Origin of the sequence: Fulvivirga sediminis, assembly GCF_016757215.1 — a bacterium.
Lineage (GTDB): Bacteria > Bacteroidota > Bacteroidia > Cytophagales > Cyclobacteriaceae > Fulvivirga > Fulvivirga sediminis.
This window is the reverse complement of the sequence record NZ_JAESIY010000005.1, coordinates 81,273-104,012: the sequence shown is the minus strand read 5'-3', so window position 1 is coordinate 104,012 and position 22,740 is coordinate 81,273. Positions and strand designations below refer to the sequence as shown.

Below are 22,740 nucleotides of genomic sequence, written 5' to 3'. Positions count from 1 at the left end.
ATTATTAAGAAAACCTCATGCGAAAAATAAATCAACTACTGAGGGAGTATGGTGAAAGTCATCAAAACCCAACAAATAAGCGAGTACACTGGGTCTGTGTACCTTTGATCTTTTTTAGTATAGTGGCTATAGTGTGGTCTATACCTTCAGATGCCTTACAAAGTCTGGTAAACAGTCAGAGCCCATGGGTTAATTGGGCTTCGTTAGTTTTACTCATAGTCTTTATCTATTATCTAACTCTTTCAGTACCATTGGCTTTAGGTATGCTGGCTTTTTCAGCGGTTTGTTTACTCGCATCTTATGCTTTATCACAATTAAACTTTTTGCCAGTATGGGCCTTGGCGTTAATTATATTTATTATTGCATGGATAGGCCAGTTTTATGGCCATAAAGTGGAAGGTAAGAAGCCATCTTTTTTTAAAGACATACAGTTTCTTATGATTGGGCCAGCCTGGCTTATGCACTTTATTTTTAAACGGTTAGGAATAGATTATTAAGTTTTTTGGAGCCACATATTATTCATTTAAAAACATCTGCTGGTAAAGGGGGTGAATTATCAGTAATTGATGAAGGTCAATTGCCTTTTCAAGTAAAACGATCTTATTGGATTTATAACTTGAAAGAAGACGCTCAGCGAGGAGGACACGTACATTTAAACTCGGATAGGATATTGGTGTGCTTGCAAGGTGAGGCTCAGGTGAAGCTGAGGAATAGGCAGGGGGAAGAATGGAATTTTACGCTTAATGATCCCGGAAAGGTTCTTTACTTTCCTCAACAGTTTTGGATAGATATGACCTGTATGCAAGGGAGTATAATGATGGCTCTCACCTCTTGCAGTTATGCAGAGGATAAATTGGAAACTGATTGGGATAAGTTCTGTAGCCTATGAGTTCCCGTATAGATAAGCACTTTAGTGTAGAACAATACCCTTTTTTAAATACATCAAAGGCCGCTTTAATCTATAATTCAGAGACTTATCTTTCTATTTATAATACCCATAATTTATTCAGGTTTTCATTAGTGAAAGATAACCAGGAGGTGATCTTTATACATTTTTATATAAGTGGAGCGGAAGCATATAATGCTCGATACTCAGGGATAGCTTCTTTTGATGGACCTGAAATAAATTCTGAAAACATAGCTATTCTAATAACTTACCTGCAAGATTGGGGATCGAAGAATGGCGTTCAGCGTTTTATGATTAAAAATGCTCCTGATTTTTATTATCCTGATGAATTGAATTTGGAAAATGTTCTGATTCAAAATGGCATAGAACTCTCATTGTCAGAACTTAATCAGCACATTAAAGTGACGCATGCTGATTATTTTGCCTTGTTAAAGAAAAATGAAAAGAAGAGGTTAAGGAAATGTCATAACAAAGGATTTACTTTTCGCCAGTTAGAGGTTAGTTTTTTGTCGTCTGCCTATGATATCATCAAGCAGAATAGAGCCTTAAAAGGCTATCCTATGACTATGAGCTATGAAGACTTGCTCAAGATGTATAAGAATTTTCCTGATCAATATCTATTGTTTGGTGTCTTTGATGATAAGACTTTAATAGCTGTGGCGGTGAGTATAAAAGTTAGTGATCAGGTGCTTTATAACTTTTACCATGGTGATGATTTTAAATACAGAACATATAGCCCAATAGTCATGGTGCTGCAAGGTGTGTATAATTACTGTCAAAAGTTGCAAATTCGCTTTCTCGATTTAGGGATTTCTTCAGTTAGTGGAGTGCTGAATGAAGGACTTTATGCTTTCAAAAGAAACTGCGGTGCGGAAGATGGCAAGCGCAACATTTTCACCTTGAGTTTATAGCATCCTCGTATAGTTTTAAAATAGATGGGGCTACGGCTACCACCGAATATTTTTCCTTGAATTCAGAAATAATGGAATCGGTATTGAACCTGCTCCGGTTCTCAATAAACCATTGTATTTTTTCTGCAATGTCAGTAGCTCTAATATCTTTTGTGAAGACTCCTGTATTACTCTTAATAATATCTTTTGGCCCTCCAAAAGGCGCTGCAATACTTGGTATGCCGGCGGCCATAGCTTCTATATAAGCTACTCCGAATGATTCAGAATAACTGGTTAAAATATGACAATGAGATTTTTGCATAAGCAGCATAACTTCTTCTTTCGAAAGCTGACCTAACCATTCTATGGAATTTTTAAATGTTAATGAAGAAGCGAATTGCTGTGCTTCTTTGAAGTACGGACCGGTTCCTGCTATTTTAAGGAGACAATTCTGATTTTCTAGTAAGCTCCAGGCTTCTAGGAGTTCTTTAATGCCTTTGTTTTGAGCAATTGAATTAGCATAACAGAAGGTTAGGTTTTCGTTCTTTTTAACATCAATATTTTTTGGTGTGCAAATGAAATTTGGAATAACTATAGGGTTGCAAGTAGGTAATGTGTCTTTTATTCTTTCTTTCAAATAAGAGCTTACAGCTATTAATGAAGAGGCATTCAACATGGCTTCAGCAATCTCGTTTCTCAGCTCTTTTTCTTTGTTGAGATGGTATTTTTGAGGAAAGGGAGACATGTGCTCAGTGATGAGATAGGGAATATCTAACCGTTTGGAAAGTTCATATGCGATGTAACCGGCCGGGTAATTTACGTGAGCATGAATCAGATCCACTTTGCCGTAAGTAGTTTCGAATTTCTTTAAATTCTGGAAACAAGAACTTATTTTGGCTTTTATATTGCCTTCTTTTATCCGATAATGAAATGAATACGCAGGGTGAAAATATTCACATACATTTGCTTTAAGGCTATTTGTAAATGGGCGAGGAGTATGAATTAATTTCTGGATGGCACTAAACGGCATTTTTGTATGTAGGAGTAACTTGTCGTCATTTTGTCCCCATAAGCTTATTCCAAAATTGATGGCGGGATAGTCTTCTGCTATCCATAAGGTCTGTTCTTTTATGAAAATGCCATTAAGCCAATTGCCCTCGGAAGGGTACCACGAGGGAATTACAAATACATTCATGAATTAGAAAATATGTGTTCTTGATTTGAAAATATAGGCATTATAAGCAACGAAGGTTTAAGTAGTAGCTTAAATTCGAAGTTGACTGATGAAATCATAAGTTGCCGATTTTTGAGTCCCATTTTTTAACTTCTTTAAGAAGGATGGTATTATACAATATTATGCTTAGAATTTCAGCGCATACTAATGATGTCAGGCCGAAATAAAAACCACCGTGTCGAATGCCTAGATATAAGGAAAGAAATCTACTGGTGAGAGAAATTAATGAAAATATAAGACCATAATATTGCTTGTTCATAGCAGCAAAGGTGCTACTAGTAGGGGTGCTTACAAACATGAATAAGAGCATTATGCTTAGCATTTGCACTATCTCACCTGATTGTTGCCAGCTTTCGCTAAATACAAGGCTAAAGATATCGTCACCCCAAAGTAGTAGGGTGAGAAAGACGGGAGCACCAATGGTTAGCAAGAGTTTCCAGCAGCGGAGTAGCTCGGGCGTAAGGGCTTGTTGGTGATGTATAAGGTTCCCGATTTTTTTGTAGAAAATCTGACCAATACCTGCGCCGATGATAGCTTCTGGCAGGCTGAGTATTCTGTATGCCAAGGAAAATTGTCCTGTTAAGGCTTCCGAAGTTAAAATAGGTAATAACAGTATGGGAGCTTGGCTTGATATACGTTCAACTAAACCACTCGGGAAAGAGTAGTAGGGGAAGGATTTGTATTTTCTTAATAAAATAGCTGCTTCAGTGAAATGGATTTTAGAGAAAATAAATCTTAATTTGGTTATAGCTATGGTGAAAATAGTAGCTTGCCCCGTAATGGCTGCTAACACCAAATGATTGTATCCCCATTGAAAATAGGCAAATAGAATAGCTGCTCCCTGAAAAAAAAGTCGGTCTACTACTTTCACTACAGATAAAAGTTTGAGCTGGTTGGTTCTCAAATAGTACCATTGCCCTATTTGATTACTGGCTCCTAGTATTACTGCAATTAAAAGCCACCAAAAGAGGCTTTTATTGAGAGGGATATGAAGATTTTTCGGGATTTCAGTGTAAATGACAAGGCTTAATGATGCAGCAAAACTCACAAGAAGGATGAAAAGTGCTTGTATGAAAATATGTAAGTTGCTTATTTTTTTTATTAATACTATGGCTTTGTCATATTGTAAGGTGCCCATTGAGATCAGTATTATCAAAAAGCTTTGGAATACAGCAAATTCTCCAAAAATAGTATCAGAGTAAAGCCTGGTGATGATAGGATAGCCCACCAGAGTAATCAGTAAAGAAATAATATTTCCGAAGGTAAGTATACTGACTTCTTTAAAATATCCTTGAAATATTGATATGATGTGTATTTTTTTCAAGGCTTTATCTTCTGATGATAGATTTTATTTTTTTGAGGACTTTTATAGATGGAGATTCATATTTAATATGAAAATATTTTTCTTCTTCTGCACCAAAGCCCTTGAAGAAATCGGCTATACCGGATATGTGTGAGCCTTCAAAGTCTAATATGTAATGGCTTCCGGCATATTGTTTTATTATCGTATCTAAAATTAAAGTGTTGGCCTGTAGGCTACGGCCAAGTTTAGTGTTAGCGCTAAATAGGTAAGTTATTCTGTTTTTGTATGTGATAAAAAAGGCAATTGAAATTAGTTGATTGTCATGAATCGCCTTCACTAAAAACCCTGATTTATTGTTAAGGCTCTCTGTTATAATATCATGAATTTTGCTAAATGACGAAGATGATACGCCACCACTGATCTTTGGAGAAACTTCTTCTTTAAGTAGGGAGATCATTTCGTTAGCATTGTGTGCTTCAACAATCTCTATATGCGCATTTTTAGCCTGTTTTAGTCGGGTCTTTCTATCACGGCGATATTGTAGCTGTAAGTTGGTGTAGTCTGCTGATAGCGGCAATATATGGTTGATTTTTTCTTCTTGGCAAAAGTCATTAGAGTAATGCTGACTTAAAGGGTAAATAAATGAGGCAAAGAGTTTTTCAATTTGTTTCTTAATCTCTTTAGTTAGCTCGCTGTTTACCAATCCAAACATACCTAGGCGCTGGGCTAAAACCGGCTTTGGGTGAATTGAAAGGCCATACTTTTTGTCGTGAAGCAGCGGCATGATAAACGTGTATGATTCCTGCTTTTCAATAACCAAAGCCTCCCATCCCGGATGTATAATGTTTAGAAACCAAGATTGGCAATACACCACAGCATCGGCAGACCCTAAAAGGCATTTATCCCATTTTTTTTGATCTATTTGTGTATGTTTAAGGTGTTTTAGCAATTGATTTCTTTATATGTCAGATCAGCCCCTGGTATCTATTATATGTCTATGTTATAATCATGAGCGCTTTGTGAAAGAAGCGCTCTTGTCTGTTTTTCAGCAAACATATAAAAATATAGAAATAATTGTAGTGGATGATGCCAGTACTGATAATAGTGGTGAGATTATCGCTGATTTGTTGAAAGCTTATCCTGATGTCAGGTTTATGTCGCTGAAACAAAACATTGGCAATTGTAAGGCATTTAATCGGGCTTATGCACTTAGCTCAGGAGATTTTGTTATAGACTTAGCTGCTGATGATGTGCTTCTTCCTAAACGAGTGGAGCAGGGGGTAGCTGCTTTAAAAAGGTTAGGGGAGGAGTATGGCCTTAATTTTACTAACGCGGAGGTCATAGATGAGGGTGGTACTTTTATAAAGCATCATTATCCCATAGGCAGCGAGGGTAAATCTTTGATATCAATTCCTTCGGGAGATGTTTTTAAAGAATTGGTGTCTCGTTACTTTATATGTCCACCTACCATGATGTACACCAGGGCGCTGGTTGAATATTTAAATGGCTATGATGAAGACCTTTCTTATGAAGATTTTGATTTGTGGATCAGGTCATCACGAGTTTTTAAATATGTATTTACTGATGAGGTTCTAGTGAAAAGAAGACTAGTTGAAGGCTCAAAAAGAGCTATGCAGTTTAAAGTCAGAAGTCCTCATTTGCAAACTACTTTTAAGGTAATGAAAAAGGCAAAAGCTTTGCTAAGGGGCAAGTCTGAAGAAAAGGCCTTTAAAGGTCGTTTGTATTACGAAATGAGAATGGCTCTACGATATTTGGATTTTAAATTAGTTTACAAGTACATAAAACTATTAAAGTGAGAGTTTAACGCCGGTTGTCATCTCCTTCAATAATACTTACGTAGCTGATGTATCGACTTTCTGCAATTTCACCATTGTCCACGGCATTCTGTACGGCGCATTTGGGTTCGTGCAAGTGGGTGCAATTGTGAAATTTGCATTCTGATTGTAATGCTCTCATTTCAGGGAAATAGTCAGAAAGCTCTTCGGTTTCAATGTCAATAATCCCTAACTCTTTTATTCCTGGAGTATCAATAACGAAGGTGGAAGAAGATATTTCAAACATCTCTGCAAAAGTAGTGGTATGTACCCCCTTTTGGGCAAAGTCTGATATCGCTCCGGTTTTTTGCTCTATTCCAGGAGCTATTTTGTTGAGCAGAGTAGATTTCCCTACACCACTATGACCCGATAAAAGGCTTTTTTTGCCCTCAAGCAGTTCAAGCACACTATTAATACCTTCTTCTTTTAGTGCTGACACTTTCAGGCATGTTACTCCTATTTTCTCATATATTTCAATGATCTCCTCAATCATGTCCATACCTTCCTTATCTAGGATGTCAATTTTGTTGAACAAAATGACTTGAGGGATTCTGAAAGATTCAGCGGATACTAAAAACCGATCTATAAATCCTAGTGAAGTTCGAGGGTAGGTAAGTGTAACTATCAGTATAGCCTGATCTAGATTGGCAGCTAGGATATGTCCGTGGCTTTTTTGCTTTACAGACTTTCTGATGATATAATTTTCTCGTGGTAATATCTCAGTAATTACAGCCTCGGTGTCATTTTCAAGACTTATACTTACCTTGTCGCCTACAGCTATAGGGTTGGTGGTTTTAAATCCTTTAAGTCTGAGTTTGCCTCTGGTTCGAGCTTGATAAATTTTATGATCTTCAGCTAGTACATCATACCATGAGCCAGTAGATTTTAAAACTTCACCTGTCATGATAATATTTCTTTGCAGTGATTAATGATTTTATCTGTAGCTCCTTTGTGATCAATTACATAGTCTCTATTGACCTGACTTCCAATGTTATACGTTCTTTCGTCCATAAATTGATGAAACTGAAATCTAAGCTGGTTGTTATCTGCTATAGCTACAGCCCCACCTAGGTTGATCAAATCTACAGCTTCTTTGAATTTAGTGTAATTTTTATTTCCAAAGAAAATCGGAAGACCAAAAGTGGCGGCCTCTAAAATATTATGTAAGCCTGCGCCAAATGCGCCACCTATATAGGCGTAATCAGCATAAGCATATAGCTTGGAAAGCATCCCTACATTGTCGATGATTAAAATGTCGTGTTCCTTTGCGGTGGCTTGGGTTAGCTTTGAAAAGCGTATCACCTTTTTAATAGCGTCCTTCTCTATTCGCTGCATAAATTTTTCTTCTATTTCGTGGGGAGCTATTATAAACTTTATAGGAAATTCATTAATAAATGAAACTAGTACTTCAAAGTCTTCTGGCCAGCAGCTGCCTATTACCATAAGTTGATCCTTGTCCTTAAATTCTTTGATATTCGGTATCTCTTTTTTGTTGTTTACAATACTTACTACCCTGTCGAAGCGGGTGTCTCCTGAGACGGTGACGTTAGAGAAGGAAATTTTGTTTAAAAGTTCTTTTGATGGATAGTCTTGTACAAAAAAATGAGAGACTTGTTTTAGTATGTGCCTGTAGAAACTGCCATGCTTTTTGAAGTAAATCTGATCTTTTCTGAAGATAGACGAGACGGATAAAATAGGAATGTTATTTTTTTTAAGAGCTTTTAGGTAAAAGTACCAATATTCATATTTCACAAATATAGCGATGGAGGGCTTTGTGATATTGATCAGATTGCGGGCATTTTTGGGTGTGTCTAAGGGGAGGTAATATACATAATCGGCCAGGGCGTAATCCTTTCTTACCTCATAACCAGAAGGAGAAAAGAAGGTAAGAAGAATTTTGAAGTGGGGGAACTCTTGTTTGAAAGCTTCTATTACAGGTCTTCCTTGTTCAAATTCTCCTAAAGAAGCACAGTGAAACCAAGCAAGTTCTCCAGAGTGCGCTTTAAAGTCGTCAGACAGTTCTTGGAAAAGGTTTTTTCTGCCTTGGGAGAATAACTTGGCTTTTTTATTAAAAAGTGCTGCAAAAGAGATAAATACTCTGTAAAAAAATATAAATAATCGATAGCTTATCTTGCCCATGACGCAAAATTAAAAAAGCCCACCGCAATGCAGTGAGCTTTTTGTTTTTTTATTGAAAACTACGATTAGTTTGCAGAAAGGTAGTTAGATACACCTTCTCTGGTAGCTTGCATTGCGTCTTTTCCTTCTTCCCAGTTAGCAGGGCATACTTCACCGTGCTCTTGTACATGGTGCCATGCATCTACTACTCTAATCATTTCGTCAATGTTTCTTCCTAATGGTAGATCATTGATAGTTTCGTGTCTTACCACTCCTTCTTTGTCAATGAAGAAAGTACCTCTAAATGCTACAGGGGCACCATCAAATATTAAATCACCTTCTTCTGTATAGCTCCAATCTCCAGCTAGTACGCCAAAGTTGTTAGCTACAGTTTTAGAAGAATCAGCTACTAGAGGGTAAGTTACTCCTTCTATACCTCCGTTGTTTTTAGGAGTAAGTAACCATGCTAAGTGAGTTTCTTCAGTATCACAAGAGCATCCTACTACTTGCACACCTCTTTTTTCAAACTCTTCTAATTTGCTTTGGAAAGCAAGAATTTCAGTAGGGCATACGAATGTGAAATCTTTTGGGTAGAAGAAGAACATTACTTCTTTTTTACCAATGTAATCAGCTAGTGAGAATGATTCTACAATTTCTTCACCGTTAATAACTGCTGGAGCATCAAATACAGGAGCTTTTTTTCCTACTAATGACATAATGTTGACGTTTAATTTTATGTTATTTCAAAATTTATTTAATACTTATTTCCTTATCAGGATCTATCTTATCTCCATTAATCTGGAGGGTGATATTCTTAATTTTAAGATTGCTGACTTTTTTCTTTTTAAAGAAGTTAATGATTACTTCATTGAGTTCTTCGTCATAATAATCAACAATTTCAGCTGTGTTCGTACAATAAATGTGGCCATGGTTATCGAGCTTAGGGTCATAACGCATATGCCCCTCATGTGTAGATACCTTGGCTATCAGACCTTTTTCTACAAATGTTTCGGCAGTTTTATATACTGTACCCAATGAAATGCTTGGGCATGACTCCTTGACATAATCATAAATTTGCTCCACACTCGGGTGGCTGTTCATATTATGTACGGCTTCAAGTATCACCGTTCTCTGGTGAGTTACTTTCAAACCTGAGTCACTGATTTTTGCTTGTATGTCTGCGTATTTATTCAAAACAACTGTTCTTAAATAAGAATTATTCCTATTTAGGAAAATATGTTACAAAGCTAGGCAAAAGCTTTCCAAATAGCAAAGTGGCGGAGATTATTTTCGGTTACCACTTCCGTGCTATTAATATCAAGATATACAGCGCATTATCTGCGAATTTTGATTTTTTTAAGCAAAATAAATAGCATCTTTATACAATGAGAAAAGTATACATTATAATTCTTTTAAGTGTATTTATGCCTCTTTTGGCATCGGCACAAGACGATTTAAGTAATTTGATACAAGCCGGAACTGAAAATGCTAATGCATTGGCGGAGGGGTACGTGCAGCCATTTATGAAAGGCTTTGGTACAGGCTTAGGAAGCGGCTGGCTCAATACAGCTAAAGCTCATAAAACTTTAGGTTTTGACCTGACAGTTACAGTGAACGGGGCTTTCGTTCCAGACAAAGATTTAAGCTATAACCCTTCCCGAGTTGGTCAAAATTCCTCTCTTACCTTATTGTCTCCTGATGCAGCCCCTACTATGTTTGGTAGAGATGAAGAGCCAAGATATGCGTATAGTTATACTCATGAAGGGAGAACGTTTTCAGGTGAATTTGATGGACCTGCTAGTGTAATAGATATTAAAAACGATATGCCTATGAGTGTAGTGCCGGTACCTATGGCTCAGCTGGGTATAGGTATTATTAAAAATACTGATATAAAAATTAGATGGACCCCTGAAGTAGATGTAGAAGATGGGAGCTTTAAACTCATTGGTTTTGGAGTAATGCATGATATTAAACAGCATATACCAGGTATTAAAAATCTGCCTTTTGATCTGTCTGCATTTGTAGGGTATACAAGTGTGAGTTTTGATATTCCTTTTGATGAAGAGGTGAATACGACCGGAGGTGGAGTTTATACCAATAATGGACTAGGACAGTTAGATGTAAACACCTTGACAGGACAGGCCACTATCTCTAAAAAAATCTCTGTCCTTACTGTTTATGGAGGAGTGGGTTTTAATAGAGTTAGGTCTAAAATTAAACTCAAGGGAGATTATGTGGTGAGAGATGATTTTGGAAATTCTGAGTCAGTCAGTAATCCTATAGACTTATCGTTTAAAGAAGGAGGCGTGAAGTTGAATGCTGGTTTCAGACTTAAATTAGCAATAGTTACCCTTCATGCCGACTACACCGTGCAGCAATATGATGTGCTTAGTGTGGGTTTTGGTTTTGCTGTGAGATAATTTTTTTTGAGTCAAAATATGATAAAGGGCTGTCTTTTTTGAAGACAGCCCTTCTTTATTGGCCTTTATAATCTGGTTTTCTCTTTTCTATAAAAGCTTGCATACCCTCTTTCTGATCTTCGGAAGAAAATGTCAAATAAAAGTTTTTCCTTTCGAAATGTAGCCCTTCGTCTAAGTGGGTTTCAAAGGCTCTATTAACGGCTTCTTTGGCGAGCTGAGCTGCTATTGGAGACATAGAAGCTATGCTTTCAGCCAGGTTAACAGCCTCCTGCAAATATATTTCTACCGGTACTACCTTATTTATTAAACCATATTTTAATGCTTCATCACCAGAGATGAAACTTCCGGTGAGTACCATTTCCATAGCTCTGGCTTTTCCTATGGCTTTGGTAAGTCTTTGGGTGCCACCTGCACCGGGCATTATTCCTATTTTTATTTCCGGTTGCCCAAACTTGGCAGTTTCAGAAGCGACAATCATGTCACAGGTCATGGCCAGTTCGCAGCCACCACCTAGAGCAAAACCTGACACCGCAGCAATAAGAGGCTTTTTTGTTTTTTTTATGATATCCCAAGTTTTAAATTGGTCTATCGCTAACATATCTATGGTACTTTTATCAGCCATTTGTTTGATGTCAGCACCGGCTGCAAAAGCTTTTTCATTACCAGTTATAATAATGGCCCTTACATGGGTATTTGCATCAAGCGAGTTAAGCGTTTGGCTCAGCTCTTGCATTAGCTCCGTATTTAAGGCATTTAGCTCTTTAGGTCGGTTGATTTGTATCAGAGATACATAGGGACGGTATTGTTCAGTAAGTTGTATATATTTCATTACATAAGGATTTTATCCTCAATAAAATGAAAAGCCGCCTTTTTTCAAAGGCGGCTTCAACTAACCATACTAAACAGGTGAGTAAAAAAAGTGCTATGTACCGTTTAATATTACAAAGAAGAGATAAGTAACCGTTTGCCAAATCTTTTGTTGATTAATAATCTTTAATGTGACAAAATGGGTATTATGGCCTTTATTTGTATTAACTAATGCTCACTTAACAATCTCTTGTAATATGATAAATGTATTATTTGTGTGTCTGGGAAATATTTGCCGTTCACCACTGGCTGAAGGTATATTTTCTGATAAAATTAAAAAAAGAGGCATAGCTGATCTCTTTAATGTAGACTCTTGTGGCACAAGTCAATATCATATTGGTGAGCAGCCCGATCCACGAACGGTGGCTAATGCCAAGGAGAATGGAATCATTCTTGATCATGAGGCCAGGCAGTTTTCTAAAGTGGATTTTAAGACCTTTGACTATATCGTTACTATGGATAAGGCTAACCATGAGGTAATTGAAAGGCATGACCAGAACCAGCACTATGTAGATAAATTCTATCTAATGCGCGATTTTGATGCTGATTTTAACGGTGAAGACGTGCCTGATCCATATTTTGGAGGAGAGGCTGGCTTTCAACACGTTTTTGAAATAGTAGACAGATCAGTTGAGAGTTTTCTTGAATTCCTTATCGATAAGCATGATATTACTGCCTCAACCTCAAGGGTTGATTAGTGCCCTGTAGTTTTTTCTGGAGATCTGTTCTAAAAGGATTTTTTCATTATTTCTATATGAATCAAGGGTTTCTTGTTGATAGTTTTTCAGTGTGATCAGCTGTAAGCCATTGTTGTATCTTATGTCAAAGTGATCTTTCAATGATAATACCAGTTTTTGAATTTTACTCGTATCGTTATCAATTACTATTGAGAACGATATGGCAGAATTCTGCATGATATTAATTTTAATGTTATTGTCAGATAGTGTTTTGAAAATAAGACTCAGATTATCTTCATTCACGAAAGTGAAATCTATTACTTTAAAAGAAATAAGGCACTGATCATTTTTGATGATAATAGTAGGAGGCTGGTTTTCTTTTAACTTGCAGTCATGAATTAAAGTGCCTGGTTCACTGGGATGATCAAAGCTTTTTACATGTAAAGGAATCCCTTTATTAGCTAGAGGTTTTATTGTTTTTGGGTGAATTACAGTTGCTCCATAATAGGTCATTTCTGCTGCTTCCTGATAAGGAAGTTCATCAAAAAGAATGGCATCTTTTACCAGTTTAGGGTCTCCATTCAGAATTCCAGGTACATCTTTCCATACCGTAACGGATTCAGCAGACAGGCATGAAGCAAAGATAGCTGCTGAGAAATCGGAGCCTTCTCGGCCCAAGGTAGTAGTGAGCCCGTTTTGAGCTCTGCCGATAAATCCTTGCGTTACCAGTACATTGCTGAGAGCAAGGCTTTCTATATCATGTCTGATCAGCTCTTCCGTAAGCTTCCAATCTACATGACCTTCTCTAAAGTTATTGTCTGTTCTTACATATTCTCTGGCGTCAACCCAAAGAGATGAGGTGCCGCAATGATTAAGGTAAGCTGTAATTATATTTGATGATATCAACTCACCTTTTGAAACTACCTGGTCGTATATTTCATTATAGTCAGCTGGAGATTGCAGTGCAACCTTTAACTCTGATATCTGATTCTTAAGATAATTAAAAATATCATGATCCGTTGGGAATAGATCTTCGCATATTGACACATGAAACTCAAGAAGGTTGGCTAAATTCTTATCAGAGGCAGTTTCATTTGTTCTTTCTTCAAGGAGTAGTTCTAGATTATTAGTACTTTTTCCCATAGCTGATACTACCACTAGTAGCTTGGCCTCTTTGTGGTTGGAAACTATCTCGCACATATTCCTAATAGCCTGTGCATTTTTTATAGAGGCACCACCAAACTTAAATACTTTCATAAGGACTAAAAATTGGACGGTAATTTTTTAGTGTTTATTTTAAAGCACCAAGTTGCATCTAATATTTTAAAAACTAAAGACTTTGCTCATTTATGGAGGACTCTAGGATTGCCTTACCCATCGGTACTACCCTGGATAGATTTATCAAGAAAAAGCAGGATGAGTTTCAATATGCTACAGGTGAATTGTCTCAGTTGCTGAGGGATATTGCGCTAGCCGGAAAAGTAGTAAATAGGGAGATAAATAAAGCTGGTCTCATTAATATTATAGGGCCTATAGGTTCTCAAAATATTCAAGGTGAAGATCAGCAAAAGCTAGATGTTCTTGCTAACATTAGGTTTATTCGTGCCCTTACTAAGGGGGGTGAGGCCTGCGCCATTGTGTCTGAGGAGGACGAAGAAATTACAGATTTACAAAATGAAGGTAAGTATGTGATTGCAATTGATCCCTTGGATGGATCCTCAAATATAGATGTTAATGTATCTGTAGGAACTATTTTTTCTGTTTATAGGCGTTTTACTCCCGTAGGAACTCCAATTACCAAGGAAGATGTGCTGCAAAAGGGGCAGGAGCAGGTGGCGGCTGGCTATTTATTATATGGTTCTTCTACCATGTTAGTTTATACTACCGGGCATGGTGTGAATGGCTTCACTTATGAAGCCTCTCTTGGAGAATATTTCCTATCTCATCCTGATATGATCATTCCTGAAGATGGCAAGATATACTCTATCAATGAAGGTGGTTATAATGGTTTTGAAAAACCTGTTAAAGACTATGTTGAGTATTGTAAAAGCAATTCCATGTCAGCCAGGTATATAGGATCATTGGTGGCTGATTTTCATCGAAATTTATTAAAGGGAGGCATATATATTTATCCTTCCACGGAAGCTTCGCCAGCAGGTAAGTTAAGGTTGCTGTATGAGTGTAATGCTTTAGCGTTTATTGTGGAGCAGGCAGGAGGAGAGGCGTCAGATGGTAGAAGAAGGATTTTGGAAATACAACCCGAAGAGTTTCATCAAAGAGTACCACTGTTCATTGGCAGTAAAAAGATGGTAGAAAAAGCCATTTCTTTCTATAATTAACTTTGATATTTAATACGGGTTACTGCCTTTTGCAATTCTCGTTGTAAGATAAGGTCAGTAAGCGATGAGGCTAGTTGATCAGGGGTTTCTAAGGATATAACTTCTTTTACTTTATGCTCATCTACGTCTATTCTGTAAAGAGAAGTCAGTAGTCTATTAAAATCCTTATTGAGTAAATACTTAATTACCGGAATCAGTTTTTCTCTGATTTCATCAAAGTTGTTAACAGATTCCGGCAAAGTATTTTTTTCTAAAGAGAGATCTTTATTTACTAGCTGTAATGTATAGTCTAGCTCTTTATTCGTCATTCAACTGAGTTAGTCTTTTTTTGTATCTTCTTTTTCTTCCTTGTCTTCAGCACTAAGTATTTCAGGTGCATTTTCAATGAGAGCTCCGTACCAGTTTATCACTTTTTTAATATCAGATACATATACTCTTTGAGGATCATAATCTGGTATTATGTGCTTAAGGAAAGCTTTAAGTTCATCAGGAGAAGAAGTGCTTGTTACACCAAGATCATCATTAAATTCTTGATATATTTTCTTAAACACTTCAGCTAAAGGAGTTGAGCCTTCTTGGTCAGTGGTATAAATAGATATGTCACTAAGTACAGAAATTCTTTGGGTAGCGCTAGCTACTAATTTTTGTTTTTTGTCGTCCAAAGACTCCAAAATAACTCCTGTACGAGTAGGTTTTACAATTTTAAAAAGTCCTCCTTTTCCAGAAACTGATGCGATATCACTATAGTCCATATACTTCTTAATGTTGTGTTTTTATTTGGAGTGCAAAATTAATCAATATTTTTTCTATTTAACAGTAGAAATCAATTGTTGTAAATACATTAATAATTCTTCTTTACCCTCACCCTTCATAGATGAAGTTACAAAAGTAGGAGGCAATTCTTCCCAAAACTGACGTAAATAGCGTTTATACTTGGCTATGGCCGATTGTGTTTTGTTTTTAGATTGCTTATCAGATTTTGTAAAGATAAGAGCAAAAGGGATTTGTTCCTCCCCTAACCAGTTAATGAATTCAACATCAATGGGTTGAGGGTCTAAACGTGAATCTATTAAAACAAAGATACAACCTAAGTTTTCTCTAAGCTTTAGATAGTCATGTATCATAGCTCCCCATTTTTCTTTTTCTGATTTAGCTACTTTGGCCCATCCGTAGCCAGGTAAATCTACCAAGTACCACTCATCGTTAATGAGAAAATGGTTAATTAACTGTGTTTTTCCTGGTCTCCCGGAAACCTTCGCTAGCTTACCATGATTAGTAAGCATATTAATTAGTGAGGACTTGCCTACGTTAGACCTGCCTATAAATGCGAATTCCGGTAACCCTGTAGGAGGGCATTGCGTGTAATCGCTACTACTGGTTATAAAACTCGCTTTTTTGATTTTCATTTTATGAGAACAATTATTTATATTAGGTTTTTTTTAAGCTTACTTATATTTTTTAACTTAAAGTAATACTTTAATGACAATTATGGTTTATTTTTAACCGTTAATTGAGTTAATGTTACTTCCAGGTGGCTTAGGCTGATTTTTTTTAAACTAATTTTTTTTAAATTGGGGAGCAAATATCATTACAAAATGCATAAAGGGCTTAAATTTTTATTTTTTTCTATACTCTTTTCTAGTTTAACCCGTGTTGGATTCTCTCAGGATGTTGACCCTGAAAGCAAAAAGCTTGCAGAAGATTATGTGATAACGGCCGAAGAAATTATGGCTCAAACCCAGGCTTTGGATCAGGCAAGAGATATGTATGTTTTGGCTGCTGAGGTTGATCCTACCAATATTAAGGCAAATTATATGGCTGGTGATGCTTTTCTAAGAACCGTTGGAAAAGAAAAGGCAGTACCCTACTTACTACAGGTTTTAAAATTGGATGCTGAATACAAGTTTGATATCATGTACCACATTGGTAGGAGTTATCAATATGGAATGGAATTTGAAAAAGCCCTTGATTATTACGGAAGGTATAGAAACAAATTAATATCTAGAGATGGTTACCGTGGCCGAGATAAAACAGCATTGTCAGAGGTAGAAAGAAGAATATATGAATGTGAAAATGCTATTGAATTTGTAGCCAACCCATCACATTTCTCTATTGTTAACATTGGTAACGCGGTTAATTCAGAATTTGAAGATTATGCTCCTGTGTTAAATGAAGATGAAACCACAATGGTGTTTACTTCCCGTAGAAGAGATGGTAACTTAAACCCTAACGTGGCCCCTGATAACAAACCATATGAAGATATATTTATTTCACATAAGGAAAATGGTAAGTGGACTTATGCTCAAAACATTGGAGAAGTAATCAATACCGAATACCATGGTTCTAACCTGGCACTTTCTGCAGATGGTAATCAGCTATTTATTTATAAAGATGATAACAATGGAGATATTTATATTTCTGAAAGAAATGAGGACGATACATGGAGTACTCCAGAACCATTAAGTGAAAGCATTAACTCAGAAGGTTTCAAAGAAAACGCAGTTTCTATTTCTCCTGATGGGCAAACATTGTTTTTTGCTAGTGATAGGCCTGGTGGATATGGAGGTATTGATATTTATTACAGTACTAAAAATAAGGTAGGGGAATGGACGAGGTCTAAAAATCTTGGGGAGGTAATCAACACTTCGTACGATGATGATGGTCCTTTTATAGACTATGATGGTAAGACACTATATTTTAGTAGTCAAGGAAGAAAAGGGATGGGAGGATACGATATTTTCCGATCAGTATATGATAGTGCATCTGGTAATTGGAGTGAACCTGAAAATTTAGGTTATCCTATTAATACACCTGATGACGACATTTACTTTGTAAGTACAAAGGACGGTATGAGAGGATATTATGCTTCTGTTCGCGAGGATGGTCAAGGATATACCGATATCTATATGGTGGCTGTTCCTCCTGGAAATGAAAACCTAAGAAACTTAACTACTAGAAGAGATTTGGTTCAAGAAGACAAGCCTCTTAAGAATAAGGAGCCCGAGATTGTTGCTCAGCTAGAGAAAATGGAGCCAGAGGAAAATAACTTAGTCTCAGAAGAAAACCCAGAGACTGAACCAGAGCCAGAGCCGCAGGTTGAGTTAGAGAATCAGGCGAAAGCGGATCCTGAGCCAACACCGGAGCCGCAACCTGTAGTTAAAAAGAAACCTGATTTGCAGCCAGTAACTATTACTGTAAATGTTGTAGACGAGGATAATAATCCTTTAGACGCGAAAGTTTCGATGAACAGTGTGGAGGATAATCAAGTAGCAGGAAGAAGCAGGTTAAGCACAGGAGTATTTGAATTTAAAATAATCAATGCTAGACCAGTTGTTTATAGTTTGTCTGTAGAAGATGAAGGTTATGTTTTCCAGACCTTGAGGGTAGGGGTAAAGGCTGCTACAGAGGAGCCGCAAGCTATGAGCAAGACAGTGGTGATGCGTAAGTTGAGAATGGGAACCAGATCGGTATTAAGGAACATTTACTTTAATTTTGATCAGGCCACTTTTAAGCAGGAGTCTTATAATGAACTTAATAAGCTGGTAAGTATGATGTCTCAAAACCCAGGAATGCATATTGAGATTTCCGGCCATACAGATAATATTGGTTCTAAAGATTACAATAAATTCCTTTCTCAAAAGCGAGCTAACGCCGTGAAAGATTACTTAGTGAAAAAAGGAATCGATTCCCGAAGAATTTCATCTGTGGGTTATGGAGAAGAGAGACCTTTAGCCAGCAACGATGATGAAAAAGAAGGAAGAGAATTGAACCGAAGAGTTGAGTTCAGTGTAATTGGGGGAAAATAATAAAAAAATACAAAGAGAAGGGAGCTATGTCAGCTCCCTTTTTTATTATAAGGTATTTAGTGAGATATTTGCATATCGATTAAATACAGAGGTTAAACTTTAATATTAATTTAATGTCATCAGTACTTCCTTATAAGGAGCAATCAAGTGGTAAGAAGGAGCAGGTTGCGGATATGTTCAATAACATAAGTAAGAAATATGATTTTTTAAATCACTTTCTAAGCTTGGGTATTGATATTCTATGGAGAAAGAAAGCCATTAAAATGCTGAAGCCATATCAACCCAAGGTAATTCTTGATATTGCCACTGGAACGGCTGATTTTGCCATAGAATCTCTAAAGCTTAATCCTGATCAGGTAATAGGAGTAGACATATCAGAAGGTATGTTGGATGTAGGTAGAAAAAAGCTTAAAGAGCGAAAGCTGGACCATAAAATTGAATTGCGATTAGGCGATTCTGAAAAGCTTTTGTTTGATGACAATAAGTTTGATGCCGTGATCGTTTCTTTTGGAGTAAGAAACTTTGAAAATTTGGAGAGAGGATTGAGTGATATGTATAGGGTGTTAAAGCCTGGCGGTAGAGTAGTGATCCTTGAATTTTCCAGACCTTCTAAGTTTCCGTTTAGAAATATTTATAATTTTTATTTTAAGGCAATTTTGCCTAGAATCGGGAGAATGGTCTCGAAGGATGGATCAGCATATACTTATTTACCGGAATCAGTACAAGCTTTTCCTGACGGAGATAATTTTCTTAAAATTTTCAATAAAGTCGGGTTTAAAAACACTAAATGCAAGCCTTTAACTCTTGGCGTAAGCTCAATATACATCGGGGAAAAATAGCCTTTCTGGTAATATTTTTAATAATTGCGGGAGCCAATATATCTCATGCTCAAAGACAGGTTGGAATCAACAATCCTAATTATGACGATAAGTTTTTGAGTTATGGATTTTTAATTGGGATACATACTTCCGCATATCAGATAAAACATTCAAATCAATTTATTGATAGATCATTAGACTCTCTTTATTCTATAAGTCCAAAGTGGTCAGCTGGTTTTTCTTTGGGCTTTATTGTTAATATGCATTTGGCAGACTTTCTAGATGTGAGGGTGCTGCCTACAGTTGCTTTTTATGAGCACTCTCTTGATTATCAGCGGCTGGATGCTCCTCCGGTATTGGAAACTGTAGAGACTACCGTAGTAGAATTGCCAGTGCTTCTCAAATATAAATCAGAGAGAAGAGGAAATACCCGTATGTACCTGGTGGGAGGAGTAAAGCCTGGCTATGAAGCCGCAGGTAAAAATGATGTTGAATTTGTGGGTGATGATAATCTTAGTGTTAAGGAATTTAACCTGTCAATGGATGTGGGCTTTGGAATTGATATATACTATCCGCTTTTTAAATTCTCTCCTGAAATACGTTTTTCTAGAGGAATAACTAATATTTTGGGTTCTGCTGAGAATCAATACAGTGCTGGAATCGACAGAATTAACACCAATACGATTACTTTATATTTACTATTTCAATAATGCCTAATAAGAAAGCACTCATAACAGGAGCTACCTCAGGAATAGGACTAGCTACCGCGAGAATTTTAGCCGACAATAATTATGACGTAATTATCTGCGGTAGAAGAAAGGAGCGATTAGAAGAACTGGCTTCGGAGTTGTCTGGTAAGGTAAACGTGCAAATGTTATCTTTTGACGTTAGCGATAAAAAAGATGTGAAAGCGGCATTTGAATCATTGGACTCCGAATGGAGAACTATTGATGTTCTTATTAATAATGCAGGTAATGCACATGGCTTATCTCCACTAAATGAAGGAGACATAGAAGACTGGGATGCAATGATGGATATTAATGTCAAAGGACTTCTGTATGTTTCTAACGAAGTGATTCCTGAAATGGTAAAAAGTAAGAAAGGGCATATCGTCAACATAGGCTCTATAGCAGGTAAAGAGGTGTATCCTAATGGTAATGTATACTGCGCCTCCAAACACGCCGTAGATGCTATAAATAAGGGTATGCTGATTGATCTTAATCAACACAATATTAAAGTGACGGCTATAAACCCTGGACTTGTAGAGACAGAGTTCTCACAAGTAAGATTTAAAGGGGATAAGGAGAGGGCTGAGAAGGTCTACAAGGGCTTTGATCCATTGATGGCAAAGGATATAGCTGAAACTATATATTTTGTAGTGAGTAGGCCTGCGCATGTTAAAATTTGTGACTTAACAATTTTCCCTACAGCACAAGCTAGTGCTACTATTGTTAATAAATCAGAATAGCTCTCGTAAAACAGTCTGATCGATATCATGCACGCCACTAAAAGTGGTGATAATAGGGGACACTTGCATCTTAGAAGATAACAGGTTCATTTCTGAAAGACGCTCTGGAGTAATGAATGGGTCTTGAGTTCCATATACATAGTGTATTTCTTTGCTCTCAACGATGTTTGCGGCTTTTTCAAAGTCCATGTCAGGAGGAAAGATACCAGCCCAAAGAATCAATCGATTAAAAGAGATAAAGCCATTGACAGCCCACCTACTTACTGTAGCTGCACCTTGCGAAAAGCCTAGTAAAGTAACGTTCATCTGATTTGAAGAGCTACAACAGGCAAGTACATTGCTATAGATAGAGTTTAGGTAATTCACGTAATTGGCAATGTCAGTTAGCCTTTCTTCCTTGGTCATCCAGGTAGCACCTACTCTGCCTGAAAATCCTTTTAAATAAAATCTAGACAATCCCTCAGGAGCAATAACACAAGTGTTTTCATTTTTGAGTACTTCAAACTTACGGATAAAATATTTCGCTTGTTGCCCATAACCGTGCAATACAAACACGATGTTTTGTGTGTGTTCATTTAGTTCTCCAAGTTGGAAGTACCGAGCTTGGAATCCGAATTTGATACTCTGTTGTTTCATTTTGGGAATAAAAAAGCAGGTCACTTTTTAAAAGTGACCTGCTATCTAACTTCTTAATTCTATATTATCGTTTAAATCCTAAAGCACTGCCCCCGCAGAACTGTGTACTATTGTCAAATGTGTACTGGATATAATATATGCCCGTGGTGTTACAAGGATAGGCGATAGCTGAAATGTATTGTCCATTGATTTTGCTGGTTGCCACTTGATTTCTGTTACTGTCAAATAAAGAAACCACAATGCCATCAGTGCCAGAACCTGTGGCGCAAACATTAATCATATATTGAGTGCCCTTTGTAAATACATAAGAGTATTCCACTTTTGTTTTAGCCCCGCCTTGACCATCAATTTTATAACTTTTCAAAAAGTTAAAGCCTGAGGCTAATTTTGGTATACAGGCATCAGTATATTGTTCTGGGTTGCATTGTCCATTTACCTTTCCTGAAAATAGAAAGAACAAACCCACAACAAAAATTGAATAAATAGCCTTTTTCATATTATAAAATGTTTTCCTCTTAACTGATTATTTTTTTTCTTATTGCTGAAACCAGATTGCTGATGCTCTCTACGTTTTCGTCAGTTATTTTGATTTCACTGGTGCTGTTATCTTTAATAACCATTACACCATCTACAATCTCGAACGTTGATTCTTTATAAGTCTTTACTATCTCTACAGATTCATAAACCTTTTGCAACTTCTTCATCTCACCCAAAAGTGATGCCATATTTGGATCTTTGTGCTCATAAAATGATAAAAGTTGAACAACATTGTCTAAAATGATTTTTTGCTCACCGATTGTTTCTTTAAGATCATTATTATCGGGCGTCTTTGTATATACCTGGCAAGTAATATGCATGGCTTCCAGCCACCCACCTGTAAGAGACAAAACGCTTAAGTTAGCCCTGTTTTGTTCCTGAAGGTATTTGTTGATGCTATTGAAGTTTTGAGTTGTTATAAGTAACAAAGAGTCCAGGTTTTTGCTGTTGGTAGCTAACCTGCCAATAGTCTCAATGTCAAAAAATTGACCGATACTTAAACTTTCAGCTAACTCTTTAATAGAGGACATGTACTCGATGCCATCTTGGTTCTGCTCATATATGTTAGTGTAACCTAAGTCAGTGCCATATATTCCTAAGTTCAGAGATCTCTGATAGTTGCTGTTATATTTTGAAATATTATCAGGTGAATTTAAAAGAGTACGGTCATATTTAGTGCCGGATTCTTTTAGTAGTACTGAAATTTCAAGAGGAGAAGGTATTTGCTGAATAATGCTACTAATAACTTCTTCAGATATTGCGGGTCCCTCTACCTCTGCGGAATCAAGCCCTTCTAAAAAAGCTGCTTCATCGGGCTTCTTGCTCGAATTACAAGCAACAATAAAAATCAGAATAAGCCCTAGTGGTAATATCCTCATAGATAAA

The 22,740-nt window shown here is 36.8% G+C and carries 26 protein-coding genes; 11 read left to right on the top strand and 15 right to left on the bottom strand.

Features of this window, described 5'->3' with window-relative positions:
* The first annotated feature begins 17 nt into the window (after nt 1-17).
* From JL102_RS10135 to JL102_RS10125, 3 genes are read left to right on the top strand one after another with little or no spacing between them, the layout of a single operon-like run.
* Complete coding sequence (locus JL102_RS10135) at nt 18-497, top strand: Mpo1 family 2-hydroxy fatty acid dioxygenase (RefSeq protein ID WP_202244285.1); 480 nt, start codon at nt 18-20, stop codon at nt 495-497.
* 5 nt (nt 498-502) lie between these two features.
* Nucleotides 503-889, top strand: a complete 387-nt coding sequence (locus tag JL102_RS10130; RefSeq protein WP_202244284.1) for a sugar 3,4-ketoisomerase — start codon at nt 503-505, stop codon at nt 887-889.
* Nucleotides 886-1,818 carry a hypothetical protein gene (locus JL102_RS10125; RefSeq protein ID WP_202244283.1) on the top strand — a complete coding sequence of 311 codons (933 nt, stop codon included), beginning with the start codon at nt 886-888 and terminating at the stop codon, nt 1,816-1,818. The genes JL102_RS10130 and JL102_RS10125 overlap by 4 nt, the downstream gene beginning before the upstream one ends.
* Here the strand turns inward: JL102_RS10125 and JL102_RS10120 are convergent.
* The 3 genes from JL102_RS10120 to JL102_RS10110 all read right to left on the bottom strand — a co-directional run bounded on the left by JL102_RS10120 (nt 1,802) and on the right by JL102_RS10110 (nt 5,283).
* A complete protein-coding gene (locus JL102_RS10120; RefSeq protein WP_202244282.1) occupies nt 1,802-2,992 on the bottom strand; it encodes a glycosyltransferase family 4 protein in 1,191 nt (396 codons plus the stop codon). The two genes, JL102_RS10125 and JL102_RS10120, sit on opposite strands and share 17 nt — an antisense overlap.
* A 94-nt stretch (nt 2,993-3,086) precedes the next feature.
* Nucleotides 3,087-4,355 (bottom strand): oligosaccharide flippase family protein, encoded by a 1,269-nt coding sequence (locus JL102_RS10115; protein WP_202244281.1) that lies wholly within the window; start codon nt 4,353-4,355, stop codon nt 3,087-3,089.
* 4 nt (nt 4,356-4,359) lie between these two features.
* On the bottom strand, nt 4,360-5,283 hold the full coding sequence (locus JL102_RS10110; RefSeq protein WP_202244280.1) for a hypothetical protein: 924 nt from the start codon (nt 5,281-5,283) through the stop codon (nt 4,360-4,362).
* A gap of 13 nt (nt 5,284-5,296) precedes the next feature.
* Here JL102_RS10110 and JL102_RS10105 point away from each other — a divergent pair, with 13 nt between their 5' ends.
* Nucleotides 5,297-6,151, top strand: coding sequence for a glycosyltransferase (locus JL102_RS10105; RefSeq protein ID WP_202244279.1), 855 nt, complete (start codon nt 5,297-5,299; stop codon nt 6,149-6,151).
* A gap of 4 nt (nt 6,152-6,155) precedes the next feature.
* Here the strand turns inward: JL102_RS10105 and rsgA are convergent, their stop codons facing one another.
* The 4 genes from rsgA to JL102_RS10085 form a co-directional block, all read right to left on the bottom strand.
* The gene (rsgA, locus tag JL102_RS10100) at nt 6,156-7,073 is read right to left on the bottom strand and encodes a ribosome small subunit-dependent GTPase A (RefSeq protein ID WP_202244278.1); all 918 of its coding nucleotides are present in this window, start codon (nt 7,071-7,073) and stop codon (nt 6,156-6,158) included.
* Nucleotides 7,070-8,308, bottom strand: coding sequence for a 3-deoxy-D-manno-octulosonic acid transferase (locus tag JL102_RS10095; RefSeq protein WP_202244277.1), 1,239 nt, complete (start codon nt 8,306-8,308; stop codon nt 7,070-7,072). The genes rsgA and JL102_RS10095 overlap by 4 nt, the downstream gene beginning before the upstream one ends.
* A gap of 65 nt (nt 8,309-8,373) precedes the next feature.
* On the bottom strand, nt 8,374-9,003 hold the full coding sequence (locus JL102_RS10090) for a peroxiredoxin (RefSeq protein ID WP_202244276.1): 630 nt from the start codon (nt 9,001-9,003) through the stop codon (nt 8,374-8,376).
* Nucleotides 9,004-9,037: 34 nt separating this feature from the next.
* The gene (locus tag JL102_RS10085; protein ID WP_237390549.1) at nt 9,038-9,481 is read right to left on the bottom strand and encodes a Fur family transcriptional regulator; all 444 of its coding nucleotides are present in this window, start codon (nt 9,479-9,481) and stop codon (nt 9,038-9,040) included.
* 191 nt (nt 9,482-9,672) lie between these two features.
* Here JL102_RS10085 and JL102_RS10080 point away from each other — a divergent pair, with 191 nt between their 5' ends.
* Nucleotides 9,673-10,707, top strand: a complete 1,035-nt coding sequence (locus JL102_RS10080) for a DUF6588 family protein (protein ID WP_202244275.1) — start codon at nt 9,673-9,675, stop codon at nt 10,705-10,707.
* Between the two features lie 55 nt (nt 10,708-10,762).
* On the opposite strand, the gene JL102_RS10075 is transcribed toward JL102_RS10080, so the two are convergent.
* Nucleotides 10,763-11,536 carry an enoyl-CoA hydratase-related protein gene (locus tag JL102_RS10075; protein ID WP_202244274.1) on the bottom strand — a complete coding sequence of 258 codons (774 nt, stop codon included), beginning with the start codon at nt 11,534-11,536 and terminating at the stop codon, nt 10,763-10,765.
* 235 nt (nt 11,537-11,771) lie between these two features.
* Between JL102_RS10075 and JL102_RS10070 the strand changes: the two genes are divergently transcribed.
* Nucleotides 11,772-12,272: a low molecular weight protein-tyrosine-phosphatase gene (locus JL102_RS10070; protein WP_202244273.1), complete on the top strand. Its 501-nt coding sequence runs from the start codon at nt 11,772-11,774 to the stop codon at nt 12,270-12,272.
* Here JL102_RS10070 and JL102_RS10065 read toward each other — a convergent pair.
* Nucleotides 12,258-13,508, bottom strand: coding sequence for an aspartate kinase (locus JL102_RS10065; protein ID WP_202244272.1), 1,251 nt, complete (start codon nt 13,506-13,508; stop codon nt 12,258-12,260). The two genes, JL102_RS10070 and JL102_RS10065, sit on opposite strands and share 15 nt — an antisense overlap.
* A gap of 92 nt (nt 13,509-13,600) precedes the next feature.
* Here JL102_RS10065 and fbp point away from each other — a divergent pair, with 92 nt between their 5' ends.
* The gene (fbp, locus tag JL102_RS10060; RefSeq protein ID WP_202244271.1) at nt 13,601-14,590 is read left to right on the top strand and encodes a class 1 fructose-bisphosphatase; all 990 of its coding nucleotides are present in this window, start codon (nt 13,601-13,603) and stop codon (nt 14,588-14,590) included.
* Here the strand turns inward: fbp and JL102_RS10055 are convergent.
* From JL102_RS10055 to yihA, 3 genes are read right to left on the bottom strand one after another with little or no spacing between them, the layout of a single operon-like run.
* Complete coding sequence (locus tag JL102_RS10055; protein ID WP_202244270.1) at nt 14,587-14,898, bottom strand: hypothetical protein; 312 nt, start codon at nt 14,896-14,898, stop codon at nt 14,587-14,589. The two genes, fbp and JL102_RS10055, sit on opposite strands and share 4 nt — an antisense overlap.
* A gap of 9 nt (nt 14,899-14,907) precedes the next feature.
* Entirely contained in the window at nt 14,908-15,342 is a 435-nt protein-coding gene (locus tag JL102_RS10050; RefSeq protein WP_202244269.1) for a DUF5606 family protein, read from the bottom strand.
* Between the two features lie 54 nt (nt 15,343-15,396).
* Complete coding sequence (yihA, locus tag JL102_RS10045; protein ID WP_202244268.1) at nt 15,397-15,996, bottom strand: ribosome biogenesis GTP-binding protein YihA/YsxC; 600 nt, start codon at nt 15,994-15,996, stop codon at nt 15,397-15,399.
* A gap of 189 nt (nt 15,997-16,185) precedes the next feature.
* On the opposite strand from yihA, the gene JL102_RS10040 reads away from it, so the two are divergent.
* The 4 genes from JL102_RS10040 (at nt 16,186) to JL102_RS10025 (ending at nt 20,682) form a co-directional block, all read left to right on the top strand.
* A complete protein-coding gene (locus JL102_RS10040) occupies nt 16,186-18,396 on the top strand; it encodes an OmpA family protein (RefSeq protein WP_202244267.1) in 2,211 nt (736 codons plus the stop codon).
* 113 nt (nt 18,397-18,509) lie between these two features.
* Nucleotides 18,510-19,235 (top strand): bifunctional demethylmenaquinone methyltransferase/2-methoxy-6-polyprenyl-1,4-benzoquinol methylase UbiE, encoded by a 726-nt coding sequence (gene ubiE, locus JL102_RS10035; protein WP_202244266.1) that lies wholly within the window; start codon nt 18,510-18,512, stop codon nt 19,233-19,235.
* Entirely contained in the window at nt 19,184-19,924 is a 741-nt protein-coding gene (gene porT, locus JL102_RS10030) for a type IX secretion/gliding motility protein PorT/SprT (RefSeq protein WP_202244265.1), read from the top strand. The genes ubiE and porT overlap by 52 nt, the downstream gene beginning before the upstream one ends.
* Nucleotides 19,924-20,682: an SDR family NAD(P)-dependent oxidoreductase gene (locus tag JL102_RS10025; RefSeq protein ID WP_202244264.1), complete on the top strand. Its 759-nt coding sequence runs from the start codon at nt 19,924-19,926 to the stop codon at nt 20,680-20,682. Before porT ends, JL102_RS10025 begins: the two co-directional genes overlap by 1 nt.
* On the opposite strand, the gene JL102_RS10020 is transcribed toward JL102_RS10025, so the two are convergent.
* From JL102_RS10020 to JL102_RS10010, 3 genes are all read right to left on the bottom strand, one after another.
* Entirely contained in the window at nt 20,674-21,318 is a 645-nt protein-coding gene (locus JL102_RS10020; protein WP_202244263.1) for an alpha/beta hydrolase, read from the bottom strand. The genes JL102_RS10025 and JL102_RS10020 overlap by 9 nt on opposite strands.
* 64 nt (nt 21,319-21,382) lie before the next feature.
* On the bottom strand, nt 21,383-21,814 hold the full coding sequence (locus JL102_RS10015; protein ID WP_202244262.1) for a hypothetical protein: 432 nt from the start codon (nt 21,812-21,814) through the stop codon (nt 21,383-21,385).
* Nucleotides 21,815-21,833: 19 nt separating this feature from the next.
* Nucleotides 21,834-22,733, bottom strand: a complete 900-nt coding sequence (locus JL102_RS10010; RefSeq protein WP_202244261.1) for a hypothetical protein — start codon at nt 22,731-22,733, stop codon at nt 21,834-21,836.
* Nucleotides 22,734-22,740 lie beyond the last annotated feature (7 nt).

Coding starts and splice junctions, on each gene's coding strand:
- JL102_RS10065 (WP_202244272.1), bottom strand. CDS start 13,508: ATGAAAGTATTTAAGTTTGGTGGTGCCTCTATAAAAAATGCACAGGCT.
- rsgA (WP_202244278.1), bottom strand. CDS start 7,073: ATGACAGGTGAAGTTTTAAAATCTACTGGCTCATGGTATGATGTACTA.
- JL102_RS10095 (WP_202244277.1), bottom strand. CDS start 8,308: ATGGGCAAGATAAGCTATCGATTATTTATATTTTTTTACAGAGTATTT.
- fbp (WP_202244271.1), top strand. CDS start 13,601: ATGGAGGACTCTAGGATTGCCTTACCCATCGGTACTACCCTGGATAGA.
- JL102_RS10010 (WP_202244261.1), bottom strand. CDS start 22,733: ATGAGGATATTACCACTAGGGCTTATTCTGATTTTTATTGTTGCTTGT.
- JL102_RS10025 (WP_202244264.1), top strand. CDS start 19,924: ATGCCTAATAAGAAAGCACTCATAACAGGAGCTACCTCAGGAATAGGA.
- JL102_RS10055 (WP_202244270.1), bottom strand. CDS start 14,898: ATGACGAATAAAGAGCTAGACTATACATTACAGCTAGTAAATAAAGAT.
- JL102_RS10080 (WP_202244275.1), top strand. CDS start 9,673: ATGAGAAAAGTATACATTATAATTCTTTTAAGTGTATTTATGCCTCTT.
- JL102_RS10135 (WP_202244285.1), top strand. CDS start 18: ATGCGAAAAATAAATCAACTACTGAGGGAGTATGGTGAAAGTCATCAA.
- JL102_RS10090 (WP_202244276.1), bottom strand. CDS start 9,003: ATGTCATTAGTAGGAAAAAAAGCTCCTGTATTTGATGCTCCAGCAGTT.
- JL102_RS10020 (WP_202244263.1), bottom strand. CDS start 21,318: ATGAAACAACAGAGTATCAAATTCGGATTCCAAGCTCGGTACTTCCAA.
- ubiE (WP_202244266.1), top strand. CDS start 18,510: ATGTCATCAGTACTTCCTTATAAGGAGCAATCAAGTGGTAAGAAGGAG.
- JL102_RS10120 (WP_202244282.1), bottom strand. CDS start 2,992: ATGAATGTATTTGTAATTCCCTCGTGGTACCCTTCCGAGGGCAATTGG.
- yihA (WP_202244268.1), bottom strand. CDS start 15,996: ATGAAAATCAAAAAAGCGAGTTTTATAACCAGTAGTAGCGATTACACG.
- JL102_RS10070 (WP_202244273.1), top strand. CDS start 11,772: ATGATAAATGTATTATTTGTGTGTCTGGGAAATATTTGCCGTTCACCA.
- JL102_RS10105 (WP_202244279.1), top strand. CDS start 5,297: ATGTCAGATCAGCCCCTGGTATCTATTATATGTCTATGTTATAATCAT.
- JL102_RS10075 (WP_202244274.1), bottom strand. CDS start 11,536: ATGAAATATATACAACTTACTGAACAATACCGTCCCTATGTATCTCTG.
- JL102_RS10050 (WP_202244269.1), bottom strand. CDS start 15,342: ATGGACTATAGTGATATCGCATCAGTTTCTGGAAAAGGAGGACTTTTT.
- JL102_RS10040 (WP_202244267.1), top strand. CDS start 16,186: ATGCATAAAGGGCTTAAATTTTTATTTTTTTCTATACTCTTTTCTAGT.
- JL102_RS10125 (WP_202244283.1), top strand. CDS start 886: ATGAGTTCCCGTATAGATAAGCACTTTAGTGTAGAACAATACCCTTTT.
- JL102_RS10015 (WP_202244262.1), bottom strand. CDS start 21,814: ATGAAAAAGGCTATTTATTCAATTTTTGTTGTGGGTTTGTTCTTTCTA.
- porT (WP_202244265.1), top strand. CDS start 19,184: ATGCAAGCCTTTAACTCTTGGCGTAAGCTCAATATACATCGGGGAAAA.